The following is a 14553-nucleotide window of genomic DNA, read 5'->3' as shown; positions in this document are numbered from 1 at the left end:
GTACCAGGCGTGAGCACCATCATCGGCGTGGACATCGGGACGTCGGTCACCAAGGCCGTGGCGTTCGACGGGACCGGCGGCGCCCTGGCCTCCGCGAGTCGGCGCTCGCATGTGGAGATGTTGTCGGGCGGGCGGGTCGAGCAGGATCTCGACGATGTCGTGGCCGGGGTCGTCGATGTCGTTCGCGAGGTCGCCGCGGCCCTCGGCCGTACGCCGGACGCCGTGGCGCTCACCGGGCAGGGGGACGGTCTGTGGCTGCGGGACTCCGAGGGCCGTCCGGTGCGGCCCGCCATTTCCTGGATGGACGCGCGGGCCTCGGACCTGGTGACCCGCTGGCTGGTCGACGGCACGATCAGCACGGCCTACGCGCACACCGGCTCCGGAATGTTCCCCGGGTGCCACGGCCCGCTGCTGAGCTGGCTCCAGGAGCACGAGCCGGACTCGCTGGACCGGGCCGCCGTCGCGGGGTACTGCGTCGACGCGGTCGCCCAGCGCCTGACCGGCCGGGTGTGCCTCGACGCCTCCGACGCGACGCTGCCGTTCCTCGACCCCCGTACCCGCCGTTACGCGCCCCGGGCCCTGGCGGCGTGCGGTGTCGAGGACCGGGCGGGGCTGCTGCCGCTTCCGGCCGCTCCCGGGACGGTGCTCGGGCTGGACGGTCGGGGTGCCGGACTCCTGGGGCTGCCCGAGGGGTTGCCGGTCGTGGCGGGGCCCTACGATCTGCCGGCCTGCGCGATCGGCAGCGGGGTGCGTGAGGTGGGGGACGGGGTCCTCATCCTCGGCACGACCCTCGCGAGCCAGGTGCTGACCGACCGCGTCGATCTCGATCCGCTCGCCGAGCCCGCCGGCATGTGGCTGTGCACGCCCGACCCCGGCCGGTGGCTGCGGGCCATGCCCGCCATGGTGGGAACGGCGGCGCTGGAGTGGGTGCTGGCCCTCGTCGGCGCGACCACGGCCGATGTCGACGCCCTGCTCACGGACAGCCCGCCCGGCGCCCGGGGCGTCCGGGCCTTCCCCTTCCTGTCCGAGGCGGGCGAACGGGCCCCGTTCGTCGAGCCGTCGGCCCAGGGCAGGCTCGACGGGCTCAGTCTGGCGACCGGCCGGGCGGACGCCGTCCGGGCCGTCTGCGAGGCCATCGGGTACGCGGCCCGGCACTGCCTGGACACGGCGGGGCTGAGCGGCACGCTCGCCCTGTGCGGCGGCGGCACGCGGTCGGTGATGTGGGCCCGGCTGATCGCCGACGTCCTCGGTCGGCCCGTCCGTATTCCGCTGGAGGAGCAGGTCGGGGCGCTCGGTGTGGTGTCCGTCGCCCGGGCCTCGCTGTCCCCCGGGTACGAGGCGCCGCCGGGGCGCCATCAGGTGGTCGATCCGCGGGAGGACGTACGGGCACTGTACGAGGACGGATACGAGCGGTACCGGGCCGAGCTGGCGACGGCCCGGACCGCGTGGGGAGCTCCCGCGCGGTTACGTGGACGGCTCTGAACGCTCGCGCTGTCCTGCCGCTGTCCTGCCCGTCGCTCTGTCGGCTGTCCTGACCGCCTCCTGTTATTTATGACATGGCCATTGACACTACTAACATCTGCGCTGTTAATTTGACACGGAGGAGGCTCTCCGCCTGAAGACCGGGAGATTCCAGTGAAGCAACGCTCTGTCAGATCGTTTGCCGCAGCCTTATCCGTGATGACGGTGATCGTCTCCGCCGCTGCCTGCACGACGAAAGCACCGAACGGGTCGAACGGCTCGGACGGCAGCTCGTCGAAGGACGCGAAGATCGCATTTCTGATGCCCGATATCGCCTCCACCCGGTACGAGCTGTACGACGCACCGCTCTTCAAGGCCAAGGTGAAGGAGCTCTGCGGCGGTTGCCAGGTGCTGTACCAGAACGCGGGCGGCGATGCCGCCAAACAGCAGCAGCAGGCCGACTCCGCTCTCGCGCAGGGCGCCGACGTCATCGTGATCGACCCGGTGGACTCCGCAGCGGCGGCCAGCACCGTCCGCACGGCGCAGGGGCGAGGGGTCCCCGTCATCGCGTACGACCGGCCGATCCCGGCGGTCAAGGCGGACTACTACGTCTCCTTCGACAACGAGAAGATCGGCTCCATGATCGGCAAGTCCCTGGTGGACCATCTCAAGGCCGGCTCGGCCGAGGGCGGTCTCCTCCAGGTCAACGGATCACCGACCGACGCGGCGGCGGGCCTGATCAAGAAGGGCATCCACAGCGCGGTCGACTCCAGCGGATTCGATCTCCTCGCCGAGTACGACACCCCTGCCTGGGAACCCGGGAAGGCCCAGAGCTGGGTCAGCGGCCAGATCAGCAAGTTCCCGGGAAAGATCGCCGGAGTGGTGGCCGCCAACGACGGCACGGGCGGCGGATCCATCGCCGCGTTCAAAGCAGCCGGGGTGACCGTGCCGCCGGTGACCGGGAACGACGCCGAACTCGCCGCCGCGCAGCGGATCATCAAGGGCGATCAGTACAACACCATCTCCAAGCCCATCAAGACCGTCGCGGAAGCGGCGGCCACCGCGGCCTACGCCTTCGCCCAGGGAAAGAAGCCCCGGGGCGACACCACGCTCTTCGGCACCCCCTCGGAACTCTTCACCCCCACCGTGGTCACCCGGAAGAACATCGCCGAGGTTCTGGTGGGCGACGGAAAGCCGCTGAAGACCGCTGAGGTGTGCACGGCGACGTATGCGGCCGCCTGCGCCGAGGCAGGCGTCACGTAGTCGCACGAGACGGCTGCGGCACCGCACGGACATCCACGGTGCCGCGCGGTCGTCCACGGAGGGCAGGACACGTTCCCGCCCTGCCGGGGCCACCACTCCCCTGCCCGCCCGCCTGCCTCGGAAGGTCGGTCGATGTCTGCTGAGTCCTTGCCCTCCCCTCAAGGGACACCGGGCGACTCGCTGCTCTCCCTGCGCGGGATCAGCAAGTCCTTCGGCGCGGTCGCCGCACTCACCGATGTCGCCCTCGACGTCGCCGCGGGCCAGGCCGTCGCTCTGGTCGGCGACAACGGCGCGGGAAAGACCACCCTGGTCAAGGTCCTCTCCGGGGTGCACCAGCCCGACGCCGGAACCATCGGCTTCGGCATCGGGACCGTCTCCATCCCCTCCCCCGCCACCGCACAGCAGCTCGGCATCGCGACCGTGTTCCAGGACCTCGCCCTGTGCGAGAACCTGAACGTGGTGGAAAACCTGTTCCTCGGGCGGGAGTTGCGTGGGCTGCGCCTGGACGAGGTGGCCATGGAGGTCCGCTCCCGTGCTCTTCTCGGCGAGCTGTCGGCGAAGATCCCCTCCGTGCGCGTCCCGGTCGCGGCCCTGTCCGGCGGCCAGCGGCAGACGGTGGCCATCGCGCGGACCCTCCTGGGCGACCCCAAGGTGATCATCCTCGACGAGCCGACGGCCGCTCTGGGGGTGGCGCAGACAGCTGAGGTGCTCAACCTGATCGAGCGTCTGAAGGAGCGTGGCCTGGGCGTCATCATGGTCAGCCACAACATGGCCGATGTGCGGGCCGTCGCCGACACCGTGGCCGTCCTGCGGCTCGGCCGCAACAACGGCGTCTTCGACGCGGCCGAGGCGACGGCGTCGGACCTGGTGGCGGCCATCACCGGAGCCACGGACAACGTGGTCAGCCGCCGCGCCGGCCGGGACCGGAGCGTGGGCGGCGGCACGGAAGCCGCGGGCGAGGGGGAGGCATCATGACGGAACCGGCCACGGCCACGAGCCCGGAGCTCTCCAAGGGCGGCCTCCGGAAGCCGGCGACCTGGTCCGACGCGTTGCGCGACCAGGGGCGGGCGGTGTCCGGCCGGCTGCGCGGCGGCGACCTCGGGCTCCTGCCCGTCCTCGCCGGGCTCGTGGTCATCTGGGTCGTGATGCAGATCCTCAACCCCATCTTCCTGTCGAGCGCGAACCTCACGAACCTCGCCCTCGAAAGCGTGCCGGTCGGCATCATCGCCCTGGGGGTCGTCTGTGTCCTCCTCGTCGGCCAGATCGATCTGTCGGTCGGCTCGGTCAGCGGACTCGGCGCCGCCGTCCTGGCGGTCCTCTTCGTGGACCGGGGGTTGCCGGTCTGCCTCGCCGTGACCGCCTCGCTCGTCCTCGCGGGGCTGATCGGCTGGTTCTACGCCCAGGTCCACAACCGGATCGGGGTGCCCAGCTTCGTCATCACCCTCGGCGGTCTCCTCGGCTTTCTCGGCGTGCAGTTGTGGATACTCGGGCCCAAGGGCTCGATCAACCTGCCCTTCGACTCGGGTCTGGTGACCTTCGCCCAACTCCAGTTCCTGCCGCCCTGGCTGGCGTACACGCTGGTCGTCGCGGGCGCGGCGGTGCTGTACGCGACCGGTGCCGCCCGCGCCGGGGAGCGCCGCCGGGCGGGCCTCGCCGCCACCTCCCGGCGCCTGCTCGTCGGACGGAGCCTGGCGCTGCTGGCCGGCCTCGGCGCGGCGGTCTGGTATCTCAACCGGGACCGGGGGGTGGGCTGGATGTTCGTGTTCTTCCTGGCCCTGGTGCTGGCGTTGCACTACGTCCTGTCCCGTACCTCGTTCGGCAAGTCGATGTATGCGGTCGGCGGCAACATGGAAGCCGCCCGGCGTGCGGGCGTGAACGTGAAGGCCGTTCTCACCACCGCGTTCGTGCTGTGCACGACGCTGGCGTGCGTCGGCGGGATCCTCTCCGCCTCGCGGCTCGCGGCGGCCAACCAGAGCAGTGGCGGCGGTGACGTCAACCTCAACGCCATCGCGGCGGCTGTCATCGGCGGCACCAGCCTGTTCGGCGGCCGGGGCACGGCGTTCGCCGCTCTGCTCGGCGTTCTGGTGATCCAGTCGATCTCCAGTGGGCTCACGCTGCTGAATCTCGACTCCGCCTACCGCTTCATGGTCACCGGCGGGGTATTGCTGCTGGCGGTGTCGCTGGACGCCGTGGCCCGGCGTTCGCGGGTCTCCCACGGCAGGGCCTGAAGTACCGCAGGGCCTGAGACACCGCGGGACCTGACGTACCGCAGGGCCTGAAGTACCGCTCGTATCCGGTGGCGCCGCTCACCCCAGGATCACGATCTCGGAGGAACCATGCGAAGCCGCGCACTCGCTCACACCGCCGCCCTGTTCCTGTCCACCGCCGTCGCGTCGGCCCTCCTCTCGGCGGGCGGGGGCGCGGCCCATGCCCGTACGCCGTCCCCGCCCTCCTCCTCCCCTTCCTCCGCCTCACACAACGGCGCCGTGCCGCCCTCGCCTTCGCTGCCCGCTTCCGTCGACGGCGGGGCCTGGCGGTCCGGGCATCTCCAGGGCACGGCCATCGACCGCCGCCGGGGCCACATGTACTTCTCCTTCACCGATCTGCTGGTGAAAACCGATCTTGAGGGCAGACCCATCGGGTCGGTCACCGGATTCACCGGTCACCTGGGCGATCTGGACTTCAACAGCGGCGACGGCCGGGTCTACGGCTCCCTCGAATACAAAGCCGCCAAGGCGTTCTACATCGCGATCTTCGACGGGGCCCGCATCACCCGGATGAACATGGACGCCCGGACCACCCATGTGGTCTCCACCGTCCATCTCCGGGAAGTCGTACGGGACTACACCGCCGACATGAACGGCGACGGGGTCTTCGACGGCGACACCGCCAATACCCCCGACCACCGCTACGGCTGCAGCGGGATCGACGGTGTCGCCTTCGGACCCGACCTGAACCGCAGGGGCGGCGGCCGGCTCACTGTCGCGTACGGGATCTACGCCAACACCACCCGCACCGACAACGACCACCAGGTGCTGCTCCAGTACGACGTGCGTGACTGGAGAAGGTACGAGAGGCCGCTCACGGAAGGTGCGCTGCACACCAGCGGCCCCGCCTCTCCCGGCGGCAAGTTCTTCGCCTACACCGGCAACACCAGATACGGCGTCCAGAACCTGGAGTACGACGGGCACAGCGGCAACTGGCTGATGGCCGTGTACAAGGGCACGAAGACGGCCTTCCCCAACTACTCGCTCTACGTGCTGGACGGGTCGAAGCCCGCCCGCCGGGGAGTGGTGAAGGGACAGCCGCGGCCCGAGTCCGGCCGCATCGTCTCTCTTCTCCCGCGCGGGCTGTTCCACGAGCCGTCCGGTGTGTACGGGTACGAGTCGGCGGGCCAGTACGGTCTGGTCTCGCTCGACAACGGCCGCTTCTACCTGGGCGAGGCGGGTACGGCCGACTCCGGAGGGACCGTCTTGCAGACCGGCCGGGCGGTGCTGCACCGCTGGACGGGCGGGGTGCCGAACCCCTTCACGGTGCCGGACACCCCATAGGCCGTGCCTTTCGGATCTTGCATGGTGACCGGCATGTCCGTCCACGGAAGCCTGCGACCCGGCCGAGTTGGCCGCTCTCCGCGAGATCTTCGCGTCCCGCCCCGAGCGCCTGCTTGCCGAAGCTCTTTCCGCTCACGGAGGCATGGCGGGGGGAGACGGAGCGCGACGAGTGTGTTCGACGTAGTCGGCGAGATTGACCGTCGGCGTCTCGGTGGACTCCACCATCGTGCGCGCGCACAGCACGCGGCCGGCGCCAGGACCGACCCGCCACCGGCACCTGCCGGCTGCGGTCATGAATCGCCGTGCTGGTCATCCGTCCCGGACGCAACCGGCTCGGCGTCGAGCGGCCGGCGACAGCCGGCGTCATGCAACTTGCTCATCGCCGAGTAGCCATGGGACACCAGCACCTGGGCCAACCGGGCTGCCGCGGCGACCACGGCAGGCCAGTCCGGTGAGTCCAGATAGACCTCGTCGCGGGCAGCGGAGCCGACCGAGTCCTGCACCGCGTTATAGGCGGTAGCAAGACCTGCCATCAGTTCGACCTCCTCCTCGCTGCGAAGGCACTGCCCCAGCCAGGGCGACGGATGGTCCGCATCGCAGAAATCGTCGAAAAGCACATGCACCGTGTAGTCGAGGTCCTCGGACTGACCCGGGTCGAGCCACACCTCTCGCTGCCATGTCGGGCTCGCCAGCGCCACGACGGCAGACACGACATGGAGGCGGTGGTACGGCAGAGCAATACCGTGATCAATCACGAGCCAAGAATCGCATGATCGGGCCGGACAGCTCCTAGTGTTGTCCGGCGGACCCCTGGAGAATCCCGCCCACGACGCAGGCAACTATCCTCGCGTCGTGAACAGTCACGCGTTCGAGCTGATGTGGGGAGGCGTCGCTCTCGTGGGCGGGGGGCTCCTGGCTGCCAATGTCCGAGGGTCGGCCGACCGGTTCCAGGCGATGTCCTACGCCTACCGATCATGGCCGGGGAGTGTCATGACGTGCAGAGTGATAGGGGGCGTCTTCGCCCTCGTGGGAGCGGGGAGCCTCGTTGCCGCCGGACTCTGAACCGCACGCGGTGTGGCGGCGTCTGCGCTGTTTCATGACCTTGGCTGTCAGCGTCCGAGCCAGAGAGCCGGATCGCCGCGGCAGCGGATGCCGGTCGTCCTCGGCACGCCCCTGTCGGGGTGCGATACGTTGCCCGGCATGGCTGAACTCGGTCTCGCCCCCTGGCCTCCCGCCCCGATCCGGACCGAACGGCTCGTGCTCCGCGCGTCCGAGGCCCGGGACCGTGCGGTGTTCATCGAGTTGTTCGCGTCGCCGGAGGTGGGTACCTACCTCGGTGGCCCGCGGCCACGTGATGCTCTCGAGCGCGCGGTGCCCGAGGTGCCCGGGCGGCGCCCCGGTCTCTTCGTGACGGAGCTCGACGGGGAGATGATCGGCATGGTCACGCTCGACCGGCGCGACGCGGAGCGTCCGGGGCATGTCCGTCCGGATGCCGGGGAGGCCGAGCTCGGCTATCTGTTCCTGCCGGAAGCGTGGGGGCGCGGGTACGCCGCCGAGGCGTGCGCCGCCGCACTCGGCTGGTTCGCCGGTGTGCTTCCCGGTGAGCCGGTGGTGCTCTGTACGCAGACCGCCAACGGCCGCGCGATGCGCCTCGCGGCCACGCTGGGCTTCGTCGAGGTGGAGCGGTTCGAGGAGTTCGGCGCGGAGCAGTGGTTCGGGGCCCGGTCCCCGGTCACGCCGTCCGGTTGAGTCCGTAGCGGACAACTGCCTCACGGGCCCTGCCGAGTTGAGCCGGTTCATGCCGGACGGCTGTTACACAACGATCATTGAGTGCGTTCGAGCGGCCTCTGCATACTTCAGAAATCCGGGGCGTACACATATCCGAACACGTCCCGTGCGGCCGGGTTTTCGCCCGCCCGATTCACTCCTGAGCAGGGACTGTCTTGAGTAAACGATCAATGAAGGCCTACGCCGTCGTGGCGGCCGCCGTGGCCGTGACGATGGGCATGACCGGCCCGGCGTCGGGGAGGACCGGCGGCCCGGACACGGCATCCCCGGTCACCGCCGAGGCCTTGGAAGCAGCCGGCGGGACCGTGCACACCGTCACCCTGATCACCGGCGACCGGGTTCTCGTGGACGCCGAGGGCCGGGTCGGTGGCATTCAGCGGGCCGAGGGCCGCGAGGACATTCCCTTCTTCACCGAGATCCACGACGGCCGCACCCATGTGGTGCCGCGTGACGCACGGCAGTTGATCGCCGACGGCACCCTGGACCGGCGGCTGTTCGACATCACCGGACTCGCCGAGCCGGAGAGCCGCAAGGCCCACCGGGCCGGCCTGAAGGTGATCGTCGGCTACCGGGGGGCGGCGGCCGGGTCGGCCCGCGCCGAGGTGCGGTCCGCCGACGGCACCACCGTCCGCCGGACCCTGTCGGCGCTCGACGCCGATGCCGTCACCACTGCCGCCGCCACCGACAGCACGGGCGCGCTGTGGGACGCCCTGACGCGTCAGCGGCGCGACGGTTCGGCGGCCGCCGCGTCCGGCGTCGCGCGGATCTGGCTGGACGGTGTGCGCAAGGCGTCGCTCGACCGCAGCACCGGCCGGATCGGCGCCCCGGCGGCCTGGGCCCGGTCGTTCGACGGCACCGGTGTGAAGATCGCCGTCGTGGACACGGGCATCGACGCCACTCATCCGGACCTGGCGGGCCGGGTCGCGGCGGAGCGCAACTTCAGCGCCTCCCCGGACGCCGAGGACCGTAACGGGCACGGCACCCATGTGGCGTCCACGGCGGCCGGCACCGGAGCGAAGGACGCCCGGTTCAAGGGCGTGGCCCCCGGAGCTCAGCTGATCAACGCCAAGGTGCTGGACGATGAGGGTTTCGGTGACGACTCCGGCATCATCGCGGGGGTCGACTGGGCTGTCGCCCAGGGCGCCGACGTCATCAGCATGAGCCTGGGCGGCCTCGACACCCCCGGCATCGACCCGATGGAAGCCCAGGTCAACAAGGTCTCCGCGGAGAAGGGCGTCCTGTTCACGATAGCGGCGGGCAACAACGGTCCCGGCCAGGGCACCGTCGCGTCGCCGGGCAGCGCCGACGCGGCCCTGACCGTGGGCGCCGTCGACGACGACGACCTTATCGCCGACTTCTCCAGCGTCGGCCCCCGTAACGGTGACAAGGCCGTCAAGCCCGACATCACCGCGCCGGGCGTGTCCATCACGGCGGCCGCGGCGGCGGGAACGGAGGATCAGGACCCGCCCGGCTACCGGAGCCTGAGCGGTACGTCGATGGCGACCCCGCACGTCGCGGGCGCCGCGGCGATCCTCAAGCAGAAGAACCCCACCTGGACGGGCGCACAGATCAAGGCCACCCTGACGGGCTCGGCCGAGGGCGGCTCCCACTCGGTGTTCCAGCAGGGCGCGGGCCGGCTCGCCGTCGACAGGGCGATCGACCAGAGCGTCGTCGCCGACCCGGTGTCGGTCTCCCTGGGCACCCAGCAGTGGCCCCACACCGACGACTCCCCCGTCACCGAGCAGGTGACGTACCGGAACAACGGCAGCGCCGATGTGACGCTGGATCTGTCGCTGGCGGCACCCACCGGCGCGGACGGACAGCCCGCTCCGGACGGGTTCTTCACCCTCGGGGCACAGCGGGTCATGGTCCCGGCGGGCGGTACCGCCGCCGTGGACCTGACGGCCGATACCCGGCTCGGCGGTACGGTCGACGGCTCCTACTCGGCCACCGTCGTCGCGTCCGGGGACGGCCGGAGCGTACGCACGGCGGCAGCGGTGGAGCGCGAGGCGGAGTCGTACGAGGTCACCTTCACCACCACCGGGCGGGACGGCGCGCCCAGCACCGGCTGGCAGGCCGACCTGAAGGGGTACGACGGCTCCGCCTCGGGCCTGCGGTTCTTCCCGGATCTCTCGTCCGGTTCGGCCACGGTCCGGCTGCCGCGCGGCACCTACAACCTGTCGGCGGACCTGCTGGTCGACCCCGCGGCCCCGGGGAAGGGCGCCGATCTGATCAACAACCCGCAGTTCTCGGTGACCGGCCCGACCACGGTCGACCTCGACGCCCGGACCACCCGGCCGGTGTCGTTCACGGTGCCGGACACGACGGCCACGCCGACGCGCGCGGGGATGATGTACTCCCTGAACACGCCCGACGCGGGCATCACTCTGTGGAGCGACTTCACGAGCTTCGACAACGTGCGCACCGCCTTCCAGGGGTCCCCGGTGACCGGCGATTCTTCCCTCTACCAGCAGTGGTCCGCGCACTGGAAGCAGGGGGCCACCGAGTACAACGCGCTCGCCGGCAGCCTGGTTCCGGAGCTGGCGACCGGCTACAGCAAGACCTACACGACCAAGAACATGGCCCTGGTGAAGGTGGGGATCGGGTCGTCCGTGCCCGGCCTCGACGGCATCGTCAAGGCGTACGGCGAAGTGGCCGAGGGCGGTGTCGACCCGGTCTTCTCCGTGCGTTCCCTGCCGGAGACCCGGAAGGTGTATCTGTCCACGGACGACGGGGCGGTCTGGAACATCCTGGCGGGTGTGCTGGGTGAGAAGGACCCGGCGGGCAACCGGCAGATCGAAGCGGTCTACTCCTTCGAGGGGACGCGGCGGTTCGAGCCGGGGACGACGCACACCGAGAACTTCCATGTCGGGGTGATGGGGCCGAAGATGAGTGCGGGCGACGGGATCGTCCGCGACGGCGACGACATCCACGGCTCGCTGATGCTGGTCAGCGACGGGCCGGGCCACCCCGGGTTCGCCCGGTACGACAGCGCGAGCACCACCATCCACCGTAACGGCGTGCTGTACGCGAAGGAGGACGCGGCCGTCGACGAGCGGTTCTTCACGCTGCCTCCGGAGTCCGCCACGTACAAGGTGGCGACCACAATCAACCGGAACCCGGCGGTCTACCGCGCCGGTACGCGGATCGACGCCTCGTGGACCTTCACCTCGGCCCGCACGGAAGCCCCGACGACGCTGCCGGTCTCCACGGTGCGTTTCCTGCCGCGGCTCGCTCCGGACTCCACTGTTCCGGCGGGCGGCAAGCAGACGTTCCCGGTCGTGGTGCAGGGCGCGGCGGCCGGAGCCGGTCTCAAGTCGCTGCGGGTGCTGGTCTCGTACGACGGCACGAAGTGGCTGCCCGCCGAGGTCACCGCGGGCAAGGTCACCGTGCGCGCCCCGGAGAAGGGCAAGGCGGTGTCGCTGAAGGCGGTCGTCGTCGACAAGAAGGACAACGAGTCGACGGTCACGATCCACAACGCCTTCTTCGGCAGGTGAAGTACCGCCGCCGGGTTGGCGGGGCACGGCCCGGGGTGAGTTGAGTCGAGGAGAGCGGCTCGCCGGAACGCATGTTCCGGCGAGCCGCTGTCTCTGCGTGCGGGCCGACCGTTCTCCTTCTTCGTCCGGGGATCAGCCTGCCGGTGCCGGGACCGGGCGCACGGGGCAGTCGGCCGGGGCGAGGCGTCCGTCCTGCCCGACCAGGGTGACGGACACGGCCCCCTTCGCGTGCGCCGCGTACGCGGCCGTGCAGACGAGCTGATCGCGGGCGGGGGCGGCCAGCCGCGTCACCCGCAGGCGCAGCTCGACCGCGACGGTGGTGCCGTCCACCTCGACCCGGTCCACGGAGGTAGCCGCGCGCGGCAGGGTGGGGGCGTTGCGCATTCCGGCCCCTCGTTCGGCCTTGTCCGGTCCGGCGAGCAGGGCGGTGACGGCCGCGAGCGGTGAGGACTCTCCCGTCTCCTCGTCCGCCGTGCCCGGCCCGTCGGCGCCCGTGCTCGCCCTCTCCCAGGGATGCTCGACGATCCGGGGCACGGGCAGGAGTTCGTCGTCGGGAGAGAGGAAGAACAGCAGGACGCGTCCCTCACGTGGGGGAAGCAGATCGGCGACGACCGGCCGGCCCGCCTCGATCACGGCCGTCTCCTGGATGCCGCAGCCGGCGAGCGTGCTCCCGGCGAGCATCAGGAGCGCGGCGAGCCGAACCGCCGGGCGCCTGGGGAACGTCGGCTTCCTCATGCGGTGGCCTCCGTTCGTCGGTCGCGGCTGTCCGCCGGCTCGGGGTCGTGGGCGGGATCCGGGCCGTCCGGCGCGTCGTTTCCGCACGCGGGCCCGTCGAAGGGCAGCCGTACCGTGAACCTGGCTCCGCCGTCGGGGGTGTTCTCCGCGTGGATCGTGCCGCCGTGCAGCCGTACGTTCTCCTCGGTGATCGCGAGTCCGAGGCCGCTGCCCGACGAGCGGGAGCGTGCGGTGTCCGCCTTGTAGAAGCGGTCGAAGATGTGCGGCAACGCGTCGGGGGCTATCCCGGGGCCGCTGTCGCGCACCTCGGTGATCAGCGCGCCTCCGTGTGCCGAGAGCCGTACGGTGACCGGTTCGGCGCCGTGGTCCAGGGCGTTGCCGACGAGGTTGGCGACGATGACGTCGAAGCGGCGCGGGTCGAGGCGGATCCGGAGCCCGTCGGGCAGTTCCGCGCGGACCCGGCCGTGCCACTGTCTGCCGGACAGGGTGCTGCGTACGGCCTCCGCCGCGTCCACCTCGTCGGCGTTGAGCTCCGCCGCGCGGGCGTCGAAGCGGGAGATCTCCATCAGGTCCTCCACCAGCACGGCCAGTTTGCCGGTCTCGGCGCTGATCAGGCGGACCGCTCGCGCGGTGTCGGGGTCGAGCGTCCCGGCGTCCTCGTCCAGCACGTCCGTGACGGCGAGCATCCCGGCGAGCGGGGTGCGCAGTTCGTGCGAGACGTCCGAGGCGAAGCGCCGGGCCCGCCCGCCGGCGTCCCGCAGCTCCTGCACGGAGTGTTCGAGGCGGGCGGCCGAATCGTTGAACGTCCTTGCGAGGTCGGCCATTTCGTCCCGGCCGTGTACGGGGATACGGGTGTCGAGCTGCCCGCCGCCCATGAAGTGCGCGGCGCGCCGCAGTTCGCGTACGGGGCGCAGCACGCTGCGTGCGGCGAGCAGGGCGGGCACCAGGGCCACGGCCAGTCCCGGGAGTGCGCCGTCGCGGGCGGCGGTCACCAGTGCGTCGATGTCCACCTCCTCGTTCGTCATGGGCATCACGGCGTACAGGACGAGACCGCTGGGCACCACGTCACCACCGGCGACGACCCTGGTCATCACCGGCATCCCGATCGTCAGGTAGGCGCGCCCGTCCTTGACGACCCGTTGGAAGCTGCCGTGCGGGGATGTGAGCGCGGTGCGGCGGAGCTTCTCGGTCAGCACCCCGGAGGCGGGGCGGTCACCCGAGGAGACGCGGAGCGTGCCGTACTCCGCGAAGACGATCCACGGATGGGGTTGGGAGCGTGCCGCGATGTCGTAGAGGTGCCACCGGAGCGATTCCTGGTCCATGGGCAGGCTGGGGACGAACCGTTCGGCCTCCTCGCGGAAGGAGACGACGGCGGTGTCCTGCGCGCGTTCGAGGACCGCGCTGCGGGCCTCCCGGTAGGTCAGTGCGGCGGTTGTGACGGCGCTGACGGCGGCCACCAGCAGGAACGCGAGGACGAGGCGGGTGCGCAGCCCGAACGCGGCGATCGTCGCGGGCCTTCTCACAGGGGGCCGAAGCGGTAGCCGAAGCCTCGCAGGGTCTGGATGTACCGGGGGTCGCGGGACGGGTCCTCGATCTTGATGCGCAGTCGGCGCACGCAGGCGTCCACCAGCCGGACGTCGCTGTGGTACGTGTGCTCCCAGACGGCTTCCAGGAGCTGCTGCCGGCTGAAGACCTGATGGGGTGTCGCGGACAGGTGCAGGAGCAGCTTCAGTTCGGAGGGGGCGAGGGCGACCGGCTCGCCCGACGTGAGGACGGTGTGGCCGGCGCGGTCGATGGTGAGTTCGCCGTGGTGCTCGACGGCGGGTCTCGCGTCGTCCGGTCTTTCGATGCGGCGCAGTACGGCGCGTATGCGGGCTTCGATGACTTCGGTACGGGCGGGCTTGACGATGTAGTCGTCCGCGCCCGCGTCCAGGCCGACGACGATGTCCAGGCCGTCGCCGAGCGCGGTCAGCATGATGATCGGCAGCTGGCTGGTCTCGCGCACGCGGCGGCATACCTGGACGCCGTCCATGACGGGCAGCATCAGGTCGAGCAGCAGGAGATCGGGGCGGAAGGTGCGCAGCGCCTCCAGGCCGGTCTCGCCGGTGGCGGTGGCGAGGACCTCGTGCCCGCGCCGGCGCAGCCCCATCTCGACGCCCTCGCGTACGGAGGGGTCGTCTTCGACGAGGAGGACGCGTGGCATCGAGGTGGCTCCGGGGCGTGAGGAAGAGGAAGGGCAGACAGCGGTGAGGAGGTCG

11 protein-coding genes are annotated in these 14553 nt (G+C 70.9%); 7 read left to right on the top strand and 4 right to left on the bottom strand.

The window, feature by feature from the left end; genetic code table 11:
• Positions 1-9: 9 nt before the first annotated feature.
• The 5 genes from ACIQPT_RS31665 (at position 10) to ACIQPT_RS31645 (ending at position 6275) form a co-directional block, all read left to right on the top strand.
• Entirely contained in the window at positions 10-1482 is a 1473-nt protein-coding gene (locus ACIQPT_RS31665) for an FGGY family carbohydrate kinase (protein WP_401160886.1), read from the top strand.
• A gap of 198 nt (positions 1483-1680) precedes the next feature.
• Positions 1681-2724 carry a substrate-binding domain-containing protein gene (locus ACIQPT_RS31660; protein WP_401160884.1) on the top strand — a complete coding sequence of 348 codons (1044 nt, stop codon included), beginning with the start codon at positions 1681-1683 and terminating at the stop codon, positions 2722-2724.
• A 132-nt stretch (positions 2725-2856) separates the two neighbouring features.
• Positions 2857-3699: an ATP-binding cassette domain-containing protein gene (locus ACIQPT_RS31655; protein WP_401160882.1), complete on the top strand. Its 843-nt coding sequence runs from the start codon at positions 2857-2859 to the stop codon at positions 3697-3699.
• Positions 3696-4952 carry a sugar ABC transporter permease gene (locus ACIQPT_RS31650; RefSeq protein ID WP_401160881.1) on the top strand — a complete coding sequence of 419 codons (1257 nt, stop codon included), beginning with the start codon at positions 3696-3698 and terminating at the stop codon, positions 4950-4952. The genes ACIQPT_RS31655 and ACIQPT_RS31650 overlap by 4 nt, the downstream gene beginning before the upstream one ends.
• 108 nt (positions 4953-5060) lie before the next feature.
• The gene (locus ACIQPT_RS31645; protein ID WP_401160879.1) at positions 5061-6275 is read left to right on the top strand and encodes a hypothetical protein; all 1215 of its coding nucleotides are present in this window, start codon (positions 5061-5063) and stop codon (positions 6273-6275) included.
• Positions 6276-6565: 290 nt separating this feature from the next.
• Here ACIQPT_RS31645 and ACIQPT_RS31640 read toward each other — a convergent pair whose 3' ends face one another.
• Positions 6566-7030, bottom strand: coding sequence for a hypothetical protein (locus ACIQPT_RS31640; protein WP_401160877.1), 465 nt, complete (start codon positions 7028-7030; stop codon positions 6566-6568).
• Between the two features lie 445 nt (positions 7031-7475).
• Between ACIQPT_RS31640 and ACIQPT_RS31635 the strand changes: the two genes are divergently transcribed.
• Together ACIQPT_RS31635 and ACIQPT_RS31630 are read left to right on the top strand one after the other, a co-directional pair.
• A complete protein-coding gene (locus ACIQPT_RS31635; protein ID WP_401160876.1) occupies positions 7476-8024 on the top strand; it encodes a GNAT family N-acetyltransferase in 549 nt (182 codons plus the stop codon).
• A 194-nt stretch (positions 8025-8218) separates the two neighbouring features.
• The gene (locus ACIQPT_RS31630) at positions 8219-11560 is read left to right on the top strand and encodes a S8 family peptidase (protein WP_401160874.1); all 3342 of its coding nucleotides are present in this window, start codon (positions 8219-8221) and stop codon (positions 11558-11560) included.
• Between the two features lie 132 nt (positions 11561-11692).
• Here ACIQPT_RS31630 and ACIQPT_RS31625 read toward each other — a convergent pair whose 3' ends face one another.
• The 3 genes from ACIQPT_RS31625 to ACIQPT_RS31615 are packed head-to-tail and all read right to left on the bottom strand — an operon-like array spanning position 11693 to position 14498.
• A complete protein-coding gene (locus ACIQPT_RS31625) occupies positions 11693-12295 on the bottom strand; it encodes a hypothetical protein (RefSeq protein WP_401160872.1) in 603 nt (200 codons plus the stop codon).
• Entirely contained in the window at positions 12292-13818 is a 1527-nt protein-coding gene (locus ACIQPT_RS31620) for an ATP-binding protein (RefSeq protein ID WP_401160871.1), read from the bottom strand. The genes ACIQPT_RS31625 and ACIQPT_RS31620 overlap by 4 nt, the downstream gene beginning before the upstream one ends.
• The gene (locus tag ACIQPT_RS31615) at positions 13815-14498 is read right to left on the bottom strand and encodes a response regulator (RefSeq protein ID WP_401160869.1); all 684 of its coding nucleotides are present in this window, start codon (positions 14496-14498) and stop codon (positions 13815-13817) included. The genes ACIQPT_RS31620 and ACIQPT_RS31615 overlap by 4 nt, the downstream gene beginning before the upstream one ends.
• Positions 14499-14553 lie beyond the last annotated feature (55 nt).

Origin of the sequence: Streptomyces sp. NPDC091289 (genome assembly GCF_044757365.1) — a bacterium.
Taxonomy (GTDB): domain Bacteria; phylum Actinomycetota; class Actinomycetes; order Streptomycetales; family Streptomycetaceae; genus Streptomyces.
This window is presented reverse-complemented; position numbering and strand designations above follow the sequence as displayed.

What these genes read in the sequence shown, in the direction of transcription:
- ACIQPT_RS31645 (WP_401160879.1), top strand. Translation starts at nt 5,061, where the DNA reads ATGCGAAGCCGCGCACTCGCTCACACCGCCGCCCTGTTCCTGTCCACC.
- ACIQPT_RS31635 (WP_401160876.1), top strand. Translation starts at nt 7,476, where the DNA reads ATGGCTGAACTCGGTCTCGCCCCCTGGCCTCCCGCCCCGATCCGGACC.
- ACIQPT_RS31625 (WP_401160872.1), bottom strand. Translation starts at nt 12,295, where the DNA reads ATGAGGAAGCCGACGTTCCCCAGGCGCCCGGCGGTTCGGCTCGCCGCG.
- ACIQPT_RS31615 (WP_401160869.1), bottom strand. Translation starts at nt 14,498, where the DNA reads ATGCCACGCGTCCTCCTCGTCGAAGACGACCCCTCCGTACGCGAGGGC.
- ACIQPT_RS31655 (WP_401160882.1), top strand. Translation starts at nt 2,857, where the DNA reads ATGTCTGCTGAGTCCTTGCCCTCCCCTCAAGGGACACCGGGCGACTCG.
- ACIQPT_RS31650 (WP_401160881.1), top strand. Translation starts at nt 3,696, where the DNA reads ATGACGGAACCGGCCACGGCCACGAGCCCGGAGCTCTCCAAGGGCGGC.
- ACIQPT_RS31660 (WP_401160884.1), top strand. Translation starts at nt 1,681, where the DNA reads ATGACGGTGATCGTCTCCGCCGCTGCCTGCACGACGAAAGCACCGAAC.